We start from the raw sequence: 14,196 nt of genomic DNA, 5'->3' as shown, positions 1-14,196 counted from the left end.
AAACTTTAATGAATATTAAAAAGTTATACCATTTCTTAAATTTTGTATGTGTAGGCGTCTTCATGTACAGTTGTCAATTAGCAAATAGAGATAGAATAGAGGCTAAACCTTCAAGATATCAGGTCAACTTTAATCAAGATTGGCTGTTTACCTACAATCCTTCTGAAATTATTGATACAGACTTGTTAAGTAATGAAATAAAGGATAGTACGTGGCTTAATGTAGGGCTGCCTCATACTTGGTCAACTTATGAAACTACTGGAGAAATTCATCCATTTATAGCTTCGGCGTCAGAGCGTGATGATTCTTATTGGTTTAATGGCTGGGGCTATTATAAAAAGAGTTTTCAGATTGATGCTGATTTAGAAAAAAAACAACTGTCATTGGAATTTGACGGTGTGCAAAAATATTGCAGAATTTATCTCAATGGAAATTTTATAGGAGACCATAAAGGAGGCTATACATCGTTTTATGTTCCAATTTCAAAACATGTGAAATTCAATAAAGAAAATATTTTAACCGTTGCGGTAAGCAATAAAATGAGCGACCCATATCGTATTCCACCAATGACGGCTGGAAATTGGAATATATATGGCGGTATTTATAGAGATGTGCGATTAAGCGTTAAAAACACTATCAATATTCCATACCAAGGAAGTTATAAACATGAAGGAGGGACATTTATTACCACTCCAGAAGTTAGTAAAAATAGTGCGACGGTAGCAATAAAAACATTTGTACAGAATAATACAGAGTCATCGGCAGACATAGAGCTTCAAACAGAAGTGTTTGATCCAAATGGAGAAAAAATAAAGCAAATAACGTCTGATGTTACTATTTCAAAAGATACCATTATAGGAATCCAAGAAACTATTGATAAGATTGAAAACCCCATGCTTTGGTCAGTCGATTATCCGCATTTGTACAAAGCGGTGAGTCGTGTGTTGAGTAATGGAAAGCAAGTGGATTCTTTGGTGACTACTTTTGGAATACGCCATTTTCATTGGGATTATGATACCAACGATTTCTATTTGAATGGTGAAAAAATTAATATAAGGGGTACCAATAGGCATCAGGAATATCCTTACGTAGGCGATGCCATGCCAAAGGAGTGGACAAAGCAAGATATATTGGATATTAAAGTGAATCTAGGACATAATTTTATGCGATATGCGCATTACCCAAATGATCCTTATGTTTACGAATTGTCTGATAGTTTAGGGATTATAACAGTTGAAGAAGTTCCTAATATCAAAAACTTAAATTTTAGTGAAGAGGTTCAGCAGCAAAACGTTATAGAAATGATCCGTAGGGATAGAAATCATCCTAGCATCATGTTTTGGAGCATGGGGAACGAAACTAATAATGCCGCAGATTCAAAATGGGCTGTAGCAGAAGACACTACCAGAATCATTCACCTAAGGAAAGGAGAAAATGCTGGAGATTTTATAGATCACGATAGTGATAATTTAGATTTAGAACAATTATTACGAGTAACCGTTAGAGGCTGGGAAATCGATAAAGATGTGCCAGAAGGCATCAATCCTAATCCAAAGGATGGGCAATGGGCTGGAACCGAAAAATGGCAACACGATTTAGCAATTGTTCGTGATGGAAGTGTAAGAGGTATTTTGGGCGATAATTGTATGACATGGTTATATAATGACCATGGAGCAGATAGGGAGTATAAACAAGCACCATTGTTACATACTAACCCAAAAGGTTGGGTAGATTATTTTCGATATCCAAAGTATGTATATCATTTAACCCAAGCACTATATACCAACATACCAACTATTTTTATTCAACCTGATACATGGCGAAGTCAATTTTTAGGTGAAGCAAAAACGATTACAGTTAATAGTAATTGCGATTCATTAGCACTGTACTCTGGGCGTGAAAAAATCGGTTTTAAATATCCTGATAGTACGTCCTTTTATGTTAATAGATTTGAAAAGGTTAAAGTGAAAAATGAAGATTTATTAGCAATAGGCTGGAAAAATGGAAAAAAATACGAGCACAAACTACCAATGACGAGTGAAATAAAATCGTTACGCCTCATACCCGAAAAAACGATGGTAGATAATAGTTTGTCGCAAGTTACTCTTGTAGAAGTAAAAGGCTACGATGCCCATGGCAACGAAGTATTACACGCATCGCCAGACTTAAAATGGTCGATTAGTGGAGAAGGAAGTTTGGTAACACCAGAAACATACATCTCTGATATTAATTTGATAGAGACAAAAAACGGATTAGGTTATACCGTTTTACCTATAAAAGCTATGGTGAGAAGTTCTGGGAAATCAGGAAAAATAACTTTAAAAGTTGAAAGTCCTGGACTTGAAAGTGGCACGTGTAGTATAGAAACACAAGCAAGAGAAAATGAGCGTTCTCTTGGAGTTATTCAAAATAAAATAGAAGGGAATTATATTTCTAAAATAAAAAAACAATCCAATTGGTTTGTAAAGTCAGATCGATTGGAAGAAATAGAAAAAGTGCGCGAGAACGTTCAGTTTCCTAAGGGTTTAGAAAAGAAAACATACCAACAGTCACTTAAAAAGCTAATTTTAGAACGAAACCCTAATTTAAGTCCTGCTACTAGTGAGAGTAAGGGTATGCAAGTTTTTGTTGATTTAAATGCAGAAAACATTTATAGGCTTAAAGGGGTGTTGATAGCCGATGATTTTAATTTTTTATTGGAATCGTTTTATGATTATAGAAGTGTAGAACGTTTTTTAGAGAATCAAAATTTACATCCAAAATATGTGCAAACTATGAAGGAATATTTGGTGAATAAAATTATGAAGGAAGGTATGGTCATGTCTCCAAAAGATCTTCAGTTTTTAAATAACCTCGATGAAAATAAAATAGATTATTTGGATATGCGTTTTACCTCAGATCCAAATAAAATCGGGAATTATTACAGGCGAACCATAGATAAAAGCCTTCGGGTATGGAGCAACGACTTAAAAAAGGGGCTTGTCACAGCTTTTCCAGAACTTAAAAAATACAAAGCAGAGCAATGGAATGATTATTTAATCACTGTAAAGACGTATAACCCTTTTGTAAAAGAAGCGGTTTTTCCTGATGCTCAGATGCTTTTAGTTCCAATACCAAATCTTGAAAATTAATATGAAATCAATAAACATGTGTGATTTATATAAACAGTCTAAAATCTGTATTTTTTTTATTTTTCTATTGACAATTTCTGTTAGCGTGTTACATGCGCAAAAAATAGATTTAAATAAAAATTGGGAGTTTGTAAAAGGTTACGAACACAACATGCAAAAAAAACCAAACTGGCAAACGGTCACTTTGCCGCATACATGGAATGCTCTGGACGTTAAAGAGGTCTATGTGGGATATTATAGAGGATTGGGGATTTATAAAAAAATGCTGGATGTATCTTCCTATGATAGCAAAAAACACTTTTTTTTAAAATTTGATGCGTCAGCAACTGTAACTGATGTATTTGTAAATGAAAAACATGTTTACCATCACAAAGGGGGCTATACGGGTTTTACAGTTGATATTACTGATTTTCTTGATTTTTCTAAAGAAAATGAGTTAAAAATATCGGTGAATAATGCCTATGATTCAGAAGTGATGCCACTAGTGGGAGATTTTAATATTTACGGTGGGCTTCATAGGCCAGTAAGTTTATTGATTAAAAACCCAATACATTTTGATCTTTCCAATTATGGGTCTTCAGGGGTTTTTATATCTCAAGAAAAAGTGGATGCTAAAGAAGCAGATTTAAAAATACATGGAAGTATTGCAAACAAGTCTGATATTTCTAAAAATCTGACCATTGAAAGCACTATTTGGGATACAACCGGAAAGAAAATAGTTTCTGAAACTACCAGTCTTTTAGGAGAAGCAAATAAAAAAACGGTTTGGAGTCAAAATATACGGGTTAAAAACCCCCATTTATGGAATGGCGTTAAAAATCCTTACCGCTATCAATTTAAAACATTTATAAAAGAAGGCAACAAGGTTTTAGATAGTATGGTGCAGCCTATAGGTTTACGTTCTTACAAAATTGATGTAGATAAGGGATTCTTTCTAAACGGTGCTTATTACGACTTAAAAGGTGTTTGTTACCACGAAGCCAAAAAAGACAAAGGTTCTGCACTTACAAAAGAAGATTATAAAGAAGATTTCGATATTATGATGGATATGGGGGTAACGGCTATAAGAACGGCCCACTATCCGCATTCCCCAATATTTTATAATATGTGTGACTCTTTAGGAGTTGTGGTTTATACTGAAATTCCACAAGTCGGGCCAGGTGGTTATGAGGGGCCTGGATTTATCAATTCTAAAGGCTTTAAAGAAAACGGAAAACAACAGCTAAAAGAAATGATTCGTCAAAATTACAACAGGCCCAGTATTTTCTTTTGGGGCTTATTTAACGAACTTAAAATTAGAGGTGACGATCCGCATGATTATGTCAAGGAATTAAATATGCTAGCAAAACAAGAAGACCCATATAGGTTAACCATAGTTGCAAGTAATCAAGATAACCATAACAATGATATTACAGACGTAATTGGTTTTAATAAATATTATGGATGGTATGGAGCAAAATACGGAAGCACTACAAATCAAATAGGAGAATGGGCAGATACATGGCACAAAGAGTTTCCAAATAGAGCCATGGCGATTAGCGAATATGGAGCTGGAGCAAGCATACATCATCAATCTGATTCTTTAGTTGCTCCAGCACCTGCTGGTAAATGGCATCCAGAACAGTGGCAAACAAAATATCATGAAGATTATTGGATGCAATTAAAAGAACGTCCGTTTATTTGGGGGAAATTTGCTTGGTTAATGTTTGATGTCGCAGCAGCACATCGATCTGAAGGTGATACAAATGGTTTAAACGATAAAGGTTTGGTTACCGAAGATAGAAAAACCAAAAAAGACGCCTACTACTTCTATAAAGCCAATTGGAATGATAGTCCTATGCTTTATATCGCCGAGCGAAGGTTTAAAAATCGCATTGAAAGCAAAACTAAAATTAAGGTATATACTACACTTGATAAAGTGAAATTTTATCTAAACGGAAAAGTAGTTGGTACGGGTAAACCAGAAAGTGGGATTGTTATTTCTCCTGAAGTTATATTAAAAAAGGGGGAGAATACTATTGTTGTAAAGGGGCAAAATAAATCTAAAAAATTTGAAGATCAGGTTATATGGAACTATAACTAATAACTCGATAAATTAGTTAAAAGCACCTTAGATATTTCAATCACTTATTCAAAATTATTAAATTATGAGATTAATAAAATCATATAAAACTTTATTTCTATTGTTAGGTTCATTTGTTTTGCTGACTTGTAAAAAAGATAAACCGACAGTAAAACCCAATATTGTCATTTTTTATGTAGACGATTTGGGATATGGTGATGTTAGCTGTTATGGAGCAATAGGGGTAAAAACCCCAAATATTGATAAGTTGGCAAAAAATGGTGTCCGTTTTACAGATGCTCATAGTTCCGCTGCAACTTGCACCCCTTCAAGATATACCTTGCTTACAGGTCGATATGCCTTTAGGCAACAAGCAGAAATACTTCCGGGTGATGCGCCTTTACTTATTCGTCCAGAAACTCCAACTATAGCGTCTATGCTAAAGTCGGAAGGTTATAAAACTGCAGTTATAGGAAAATGGCATTTAGGGCTAGGGAATGGCGATATCAATTGGAATAAAGCATTAAAACCAGGTCCACATGAAATAGGATTTGATTACAGTTTCTTGTTGCCGGCAACAGGGGATAGAGTACCTGCTGTTTATACTGAAAACGGTAAAGTAGTCAATCTTTCCAAAAATGATTCTTTAGAAGTAAGTTATAAAACAACAGACACCATTGGAGCGCGTCCAACGGGCTGGAAACATCCAGAATTATTGCGCTATGCGGCAGATGAGCAACATAGTGGCACTATTATTAATGGTGTGAGTAGAATAGGTACCATGAAAGGAGGGTATTCCGCTGAATGGAAAGATGAAGATTTCCCTGATATATTGACAGGTAAAGCAAAAAACTTTATTCAGTCCAGTAAAGAACAGCCATTTTTTTTATATTTTTCTTTTCATGATATCCATGTGCCTCGATTGCCACATCCCCGTTTTGAAGGTGCTAGTAGTATGGGGCCCCGTGGTGATGCCATTGCCCAAATGGATTGGGTAACGGGAGAAATAGTAAAAGAACTTGAAAAGTTGAAATTGGCAGATAAGACTTTAATCATTTTTACAAGTGATAATGGCCCTGTACTTAATGATGGTTATGAAGATTTTGCCATAGAAAAATTAGGCGACCACAAACCATCTGGAATTTATAGAGGCGGAAAATACAGCGCTTTTGAAGGAGGTACCCGTGTACCAACAATTACTTATTGGCCGGGGAAAATAAAAACTTCTGAAAATAATGCGCTCTGGTCGCAAGTAGATATTTATGCATCGCTGGCGAAACTTGTTGGCCATACACCAAACTCAAACGAAGCAGAGGATAGTAACGATATCTTAAATGTTATTTTGGGAAAATCCAATCAAACATCACACCCTATGCTAGAAGAGTCGTTTGTACTTTCTATCAGAGATGGTAAATGGAAATACATCCAGCCAATGGATAAAGACAGGGTTTTAAACGATTATACAAATAAAGGTATTGAAGGCGGTGCTTCTCACGACCCCCAATTGTATAATTTAGAAACCGACCCCGAAGAGAGAATTAACGTGGCAAGTTCTAATAGGGAACAGGTTGAAAAAATGGATCAAATGATTCAAGAAATAATAGATAAAGAATAAATTTATGCAAGGTTTCTTTTCAAAAATATATATTTCAACAAAATCCAATATTAATATTTGGATAGGTGTTTTTATAATCTGTTTTGCATTTGGTTGTAAAGGAGTTGTTTCCAACAATACTAAAGTAGCGGAATCACCGGACGAAACCATCAATTCAAAAAAGTATAATGTTTTGTTTGTTATCTGCGACGATTTAAATGATGTAGTTGAAGGTATGGGAGGAAGTGTCCAAGCCCATACACCAAACATGAGTAAGCTTGCAGAAGAAGGTGTTTTATTTATGAATGCACATTCTAACTTTCCTATATGTGCACCTTCACGTGCTAGTTTATTTAGTGGGATTTATCCTAATAAATCTGGGGTAATGGATTTTATTCATTGGAAAGAAAGTCCCGTTCTTAAGGATGCTGTGAGTATTTTTGATCATTTTAAAAACAACGGATATCAAGTTTATGGAACTGGAAAGCTACATCATTTTGAAGGTGATTTCAAAAATACATGGATTGATGAAAATGGTCAAAGTACCTATGGCGAACCAACTTCTTATGGGCCTTTTGTTTACAATGGTGAGACTATAAAAACTTTACATCCTTCTATGGCGTATTTGGCGAATTTTATTACCGACGAACATGCTAAGATAGCCTCCTCCATGGAAACCAGTTTTGGTCCGCTTTCCGATGTGCCTCATTTTGATCCAGATATTGAAAGGAATATTCCGGGTTTTGATGGATGGTATAACGGGACATCAAAGTTTGAATATATAGATGAACGTCATAGAGATTCCATGCCAGACGAACTTTCAGCGCAATGGGCAATAAAAAAGCTTCAAGAAAAGCATGATGCCCCCTTTTTCTTGGGAGTTGGTTTTGTGAGACCGCACACGCCATTGTTTGTGCCAAAAAAATATTTTGATATGTTTCCGCTGGAAAACATCCAACTTCCTCCATACAAGGAAAATGATTTGGATGATTGTCAGGACTTTGTAAATTATGTACGCAAATATGGTTTTGATCGTTTTGATTTATATAAGAGAGCAGGCGGAGAGTTACTGTGGAAAAAATTCATGCAAGCATATTTGGCAAGTGTCGCTTTTGCAGATGACCAGTTGGGTAAAGTCTTAGATGCATTAGAAAACAGTGATTATGCTGATAATACCATTGTGGTTTTTACAAGTGATCATGGATTTCATTTAGGCGAAAAAGATTATAATTTTAAAGACACCAACTGGGAAGAGTCCAGTAGAATTCCTTTGATTATAGCTATGCCCAATGCCAAGCAAAAAGGAAAAACCGTTAATCATGCCGTAAGTTTAATAGATATCTATCCAACGCTGAACGATTTATGCGGTATTTCCAATGTGCCTAATAGGCATACCAATCAGGCTTCTTTGGACGGTTTCTCACTGCGTCCTTTTTTAGAGAATCCAGAAACTGATACTTGGTCAGGGCCTGATGCCGCATTGATTGCTACTTATGGAGAATGGGTGGAAAATGGAAAACAAATTGTTCAAGGGGAAAAGAAAGCACACAATTTTTCTTTACGGAACAATAGGTACAGGTATACGCGTTATGAGAATGGTGCTGAAGAATTATACGACCATGATGTAGACCCAAATGAATGGACTAACATCGCAAAAGATAAAAGCCAAAAGGAACGAATTGAAGCTTTCAGAACACAATTAGACGGTCGCTTGAAAGAATCAATAACAATTAAATAAAAAGGTTAATGGTAGTGAAAGCGTATTCAAATTTTAAATTTTGTTCGGATAATATGATATAATTTCAATAGTGTTATAAACGTTCAACAAGATCCGTTCTATAGAACCGAATGTCACTAAAAATATCAGTCCATTGTCGGTCATCGTAAAACATTTCTGGAAGATGGTATTGTAGTAAGCCAAATATTGCTACCGCAGATAATAAGCGATGAGGGTGCATCGCCAAAAGAGCTTCCTGTTCATTTTTCCAATATTTAATCACCTCTAAGCCATACTTATACACAGAATGTTCAATATCTGATTTTCGATAATAGGGTACTAACTCTTGCATATATTTTAATGCATACAGGGCATCCAATTCAAGATAATGCATTAAATCTGGATTACCTTCCCGTTGCAGCCATCGCTTGTTGGGTAACTGCATAGCCAGTACACTATCTATAACCCGTTCTGGAAACGGAAATTCTCTATTTTTATGTTGGTAAATGGGTAAAATATGAGCACTTCCGCCCAGAGCCTGATGTATGTCGTCATGGGCTATCCCTTTTCGCCACCAACCTGTTTTCTCATCTAAGTTTCGATCAAGCCAGTCAAATACGGTGTTTAACCAATCTTCCGTACAATGTTTACTCATACTATAACAATGAATTCCGCCCCAAAAAAGATGGGAGGCAGACCATTGTCTTGCCCAATTGATATTTTCCAGCCAAGAGATTACTTTTTCCGGACTATTGAATTTGTCGTATAGTTTTACTGGTAATGCCTGCTTGCCTCCAAGAACTCCGAGAGCTCCAATCGTCATACCATTACCATGAAGAGGGGAATGACCCAAACGATCAAAATAGCTTCCATCCCATTGATGTTTTTGTATGTAAGAATTGATGTGATCTGCCCATTCTGTCCGTTGTTTTTCTGAAAGTGATTGATGTAAGTCTTCTCCCCAAATTGTGCGAATTTGTGCAACATCACATGAGCTGTACAGGTCTGGTCGCTGTTTTAATCCTATGCGGTAACTTCCATAGGGTCCGTCTTTATCCAAAATATGATTAAGATGACGACCAATAGTATTACGCACTTCTTTCAGATTTAAATTTTTATTCGAAAATGGAGACTCAATTATCTTACAACTATATGGTAACAATGTAAATGCAGCAGAGGCGGATGCCGTGGTTTTGATAAATTTTCTTCTGTTTACTTTAGTCATTATTTATAAGTTGGATGAATTAATTGTGCTTTTCTTTTATTGGTTCGTTGGTTGTTAACCTTTTTGTATGGATGTCAAAATTATGTGAACGAATACCCATCTTTTAAGTCATTTCAGAGAACAACCGAACCGGTAATATTGTCTAGCAGTAAGAGGTTTAAGCTTGTTGTTGTTCATTTTAATTTAAGTTGTTATTTAAAAAGGGATATTCAAATAAACATAAAATAACATTTAAAAGCCTATCCGTTTTTTTCATTTATTGAATGTATTTTGATAATTCCTATAATTGTGATTGTCTTTAACTCAATAAAAACTTGTTTTTTGATTTTTTTGACTTAGACTCTAAATTAATATACCAGTAAATTGTGCTACAATTAAATTGATGGATTTAAATTAATTTGTTTCTTTTTTACATAAAAAAAAATTACTTAGTTAAAAACCGATAAAAGTGACAATTTGTTGTGTTAAGAACTTGTATTTCATGTGTATATGTTTTTTTTGTTTGATTGCTTTGAAGTCCATTAAATTTATTTAAGTTATTAGAAAATCAGATTATGAAAACATACGTGATAGGGTTAGATTATGGTTCAGATTCTGTGAGAGCAGTACTCATTGAAACAGCTTCTGGAAATGAGTTGGCCTCTAGTGTACATTATTACCAAAGATGGGTAGATAATAAATACTGTAACGCAGCCATCAGTCAGTTCCGTCAACATCCATTAGATCATATTGAAGGTTTGGAGAATACGGTAAAAGCCGTTGTAAAACAAGCCCAGGTGGATCCATCGAACATAAAAGGTATTTGTGTTGATACCACTGGTTCATCTCCAGTGCCTGTAGCTAAAGATGGAACACCACTTGCTATGGTTGATGGTTTCAAAGAGAACCCAAATGCTATGATGGTTTTATGGAAAGACCATACAGCTATCAATGAAGCAAATGAAATCAATGCATTAGCGACCAATTGGGGCGGTGTGAATTATACAAAATATGAAGGCGGTATTTATTCGTCAGAATGGTTTTGGGCAAAAATACTGCACATTGTAAGAGAGGACGAAGCCGTGAAAAATGCAGCATATACTTGGATGGAGCATTGCGATTTAATGACCTATTTATTGATAGAAGATAAAGACTTAAAATCGTTTAAACGAAGTCGCTGTGCTGCAGGACATAAAGCCATGTGGCATGAGGATTGGAACGGATTGCCTTCTGAAGCATTTTTGTCACAATTAGATCCTTATTTATCACAATTGAGAGGCCGGCTTTATGAAGAAACCTATACATCTGATGTTGTAGCAGGAAATTTAAGCAACGCATGGGCAGAAAAATTAGGATTAACAACGAATACAATAATTTCAGTAGGGACATTCGATGCACATTCTGGAGCCGTTGGAGCCAAAATCGATAAAAATACTTTAGTCCGTGTTATGGGAACTTCCACCTGTGATGTTTTGGTATCGCCTAAAGAAATTATTGGAAACAGAACCATCAAAGGTATTTGTGGTCAAGTAGAAGGTTCTGTTATTCCTGGTTGGATAGGCTTGGAAGCCGGACAATCTGCATTTGGCGATGTATTAGCATGGTTCAAAGATGTTTTGTATTGGCCAATAGAGCATTTAGTGTTGGTGTCTGATATTCTTACCAATGATCAAAAAAAGAAACTAGAAGAAGAAATTGAAACCAATTTTATAAAAGTATTAAGTGAGCAAGCGGCTCAAATTCCTTTGACAGAGAGTATTCCAACAGCATTGGATTGGATTAACGGACGCAGAACGCCCGATGCCAATCAAACTTTAAAAGCGGCCATGTCCAATTTGTCTTTAGGCACAAAAGCGCCGCATATTTTTAAAGCATTGATTAACGCGATATGTTTTGGTTCTAAAAAAATTGTCGATCGTTTTGAAGATGAAGAAGTTCAAATAGATAGTATTATTGGTATTGGAGGTGTAGCAAGGAAATCGCCTTTTATTATGCAAACCTTAGCAAATGTATTAAATAAACCCATAAAAGTAGCAAAATCGGATCAAGCTCCAGCATTGGGGGCGGCCATTTACGCCGCGGTGGCAGCAGGTATATATCCAGATGTCATTGAAGCAAGTAAGCACATGGGGAGTGATTTTGAAGCGGAGTATTTTCCTGAAATTGAAACCATAGAATACTATAAATTATTGATGAATTCCTATTCAGAGTTAAGTGAGTTTATAGAATCTATAAATTAAATCTATAAATTATGAGTTCAAAATATAAAGATTTAAAGCAAGACTGTTACGAGGCTAATATGCAGTTAAACGCCTTGAATTTAGTGGTATATACTTTTGGAAACGTAAGTGCTGTTGATAGAAAAAATAGTGTTTTTGCCATCAAACCAAGTGGGGTGGGCTACGAGGTTTTAAAGCCAGAGGATATTGTTATTGTCGATTTTAATAATAATGTCATTGAAGGCAGTATGAGACCGTCATCAGATACTAAAACGCATGCCTTTCTTTATAAAAATTGGGAAGACATTGGTGGCATTGCACATACGCACGCTACGTATTCTGTAGCTTGGGCACAATCGCAATTAGATATTCCTATTTTTGGTACCACCCATGCCGATCATTTAACGACTGATATTCCTTGTGCGCCACCCATGCGAGACGACCTTATTGAAGGGAATTACGAACACAATACAGGCATTCAAATTTTAGAGTGTTTTAAAGATAAACAACTTTCTTATAAAGAAGTGGAAATGATACTCATTGGTAATCACGGCCCATTTACTTGGGGGAAAGATGCCGCAAAAGCGGTTTATAATAGTAAGGTTCTTGAGGTAATTGCAGAAATGGCTTATTTAACAAAGCAAATTAATCCCAATGCTCCAAGATTAAAAGATTCATTAATTAAAAAACATTATGAACGTAAACATGGTGCAAACTCATATTACGGTCAATAATCAAATAAAATAGCATTTAAAAATGATAGATATTTCTAAAAAAGAAGTTTGGTTTATAACTGGAAGTCAAGATTTATATGGACCAGAAACTTTAAAACAGGTTGCAGAAAACTCAACAAAAATTGTTAAAGCATTGCATGATTCGACATACATTCCCGTTAAAGTTATTTTTAAGCCAACGGTAAAATCGTCTGAGGAGATTTATGAAACGCTAACAGCTGCCAATCAGGAACAAAATTGCATCGGAATCATCACTTGGATGCATACATTTTCCCCTGCTAAAATGTGGATAAGAGGACTAACGGCTCTTCAAAAACCGATGTTGCATTTACATACGCAGTTTAATAGAGATATTCCGTGGGATACTATGGATATGGATTTTATGAATCTAAACCAATCGGCGCATGGCGATCGTGAATTTGGATTTATGGTTAGCCGTTTGCGTAAAAATAGAAAAGTGGTTGTGGGGCATTGGGCATCAGAACCTGTTCAAAAGAAAATTGGAGATTGGACGCGCGTTGCAGCAGGTTGGAACGATTGGCAAGGCGCAAAATTCGCACGTTTTGGTGATAATATGCGTTTCGTTGCCGTAACCGATGGCGATAAAGTAGAAGCAGAAACCAAATTTGGTTTTTCTGTAAATACCTATGCAGTAGGTGATTTAGTTGAAGTCATTAATAATATCCCAGAAGCCGCTATAAATAAGTTAATGACAGAATATGAATCATCATATAACATGGTAGATTCACTACTTGAAGGAGGGAAAAACAGAGCATCTTTAGTAGAAGCAGCTCGCATAGAATTAGGTCTTGAAAAATTTTTAGAAGACGGCGGATTCAAAGGTTTTACAAATACGTTTGAAGATTTACACGGGATGGCACAATTGCCTGGTATTGCCGTACAACGTTTAATGCAAAAAGGCTATGGATTTGCTGGCGAAGGCGATTGGAAAACTGCGGCTCTGATACGAGCCATGAAAGTGATGGGAAGTGGCCTAGAAGGCGGAAATGCTTTTATGGAAGATTATACTTATCATTTAGATCCTGCTGCTCCAAGAGTTTTAGGGTCGCATATGTTGGAGGTTGATCCTGTTTTGGCGACTAATAAACCGTCGTGTGAAATACATCCTTTAGGAATTGGAGGAAAAGAAGATCCTGTACGTTTAGTATTTAATGGCAGAGCAGGAGACTCATTGGTTGCTGGTTTAATGGATTTTGGAAACCGTTTTAGGTTATTGATTAATAAAACTGTAGGCGAGGAAGTTTTGGAAGATTTACCAAAGTTACCAGTTGCAAGAATCATGTGGAAACCGTTGCCAGATTTTGAAACAGCTTGTACAGCATGGATATTGGGTGGAGGGGCGCACCATACCTGTTACAGCGAAAATGTGACCGTAGAACAACTTGAGGATTTCGCAGAAATAGCAAATATTGAAGCTTTGGTTATTGATGAGGATACAACTATTAGGAACTTCAAAAACACCATTAAAATAAATGAAGCATTTTACAACAATTAAGAGTAGTTTTAATGTTTAA

The 14,196-nt window shown here is 35.8% G+C and carries 8 protein-coding genes; 7 read left to right on the top strand and 1 reads right to left on the bottom strand.

Features of this window, described 5'->3' with window-relative positions; all coding sequences use genetic code 11:
* Positions 1–8 precede the first annotated feature (8 nt).
* From CLV33_RS02210 to CLV33_RS02195, 4 genes are all read left to right on the top strand, one after another.
* Positions 9–3,131, top strand: a complete 3,123-nt coding sequence (locus CLV33_RS02210; RefSeq protein ID WP_105472529.1) for a glycoside hydrolase family 2 protein — start codon at positions 9–11, stop codon at positions 3,129–3,131.
* 151 nt (positions 3,132–3,282) lie between these two features.
* Positions 3,283–5,214 (top strand): glycoside hydrolase family 2 protein, encoded by a 1,932-nt coding sequence (locus CLV33_RS02205; RefSeq protein WP_170063958.1) that lies wholly within the window; start codon positions 3,283–3,285, stop codon positions 5,212–5,214.
* Between the two features lie 64 nt (positions 5,215–5,278).
* Positions 5,279–6,808 carry a sulfatase family protein gene (locus CLV33_RS02200; RefSeq protein ID WP_105472527.1) on the top strand — a complete coding sequence of 510 codons (1,530 nt, stop codon included), beginning with the start codon at positions 5,279–5,281 and terminating at the stop codon, positions 6,806–6,808.
* Between the two features lie 172 nt (positions 6,809–6,980).
* Positions 6,981–8,525, top strand: coding sequence for a sulfatase (locus tag CLV33_RS02195; protein ID WP_170063957.1), 1,545 nt, complete (start codon positions 6,981–6,983; stop codon positions 8,523–8,525).
* Positions 8,526–8,598: 73 nt separating this feature from the next.
* On the opposite strand, the gene CLV33_RS02190 is transcribed toward CLV33_RS02195, so the two are convergent.
* Entirely contained in the window at positions 8,599–9,729 is a 1,131-nt protein-coding gene (locus CLV33_RS02190; RefSeq protein ID WP_105472525.1) for a hypothetical protein, read from the bottom strand.
* A 554-nt stretch (positions 9,730–10,283) separates the two neighbouring features.
* Between CLV33_RS02190 and CLV33_RS02185 the strand changes: the two genes are divergently transcribed.
* Genes CLV33_RS02185 through araA form a run of 3 tightly spaced genes read left to right on the top strand, consistent with a single transcriptional unit; the run spans position 10,284 to position 14,177 of the window.
* Positions 10,284–11,948, top strand: a complete 1,665-nt coding sequence (locus tag CLV33_RS02185) for a ribulokinase (protein WP_105472524.1) — start codon at positions 10,284–10,286, stop codon at positions 11,946–11,948.
* Positions 11,949–11,959: 11 nt separating this feature from the next.
* On the top strand, positions 11,960–12,661 hold the full coding sequence (locus tag CLV33_RS02180; protein ID WP_105472523.1) for an L-ribulose-5-phosphate 4-epimerase: 702 nt from the start codon (positions 11,960–11,962) through the stop codon (positions 12,659–12,661).
* 22 nt (positions 12,662–12,683) lie between these two features.
* Positions 12,684–14,177, top strand: a complete 1,494-nt coding sequence (araA, locus tag CLV33_RS02175; RefSeq protein WP_105472522.1) for an L-arabinose isomerase — start codon at positions 12,684–12,686, stop codon at positions 14,175–14,177.
* Positions 14,178–14,196: the final 19 nt, after the last annotated feature.

Source organism: Jejuia pallidilutea (genome assembly GCF_002973595.1).
Lineage (GTDB): Bacteria > Bacteroidota > Bacteroidia > Flavobacteriales > Flavobacteriaceae > Jejuia > Jejuia pallidilutea.
The sequence above is the reverse complement of the archived record's forward strand: the minus strand, read 5'-3'. Positions and strand labels throughout refer to the sequence as shown.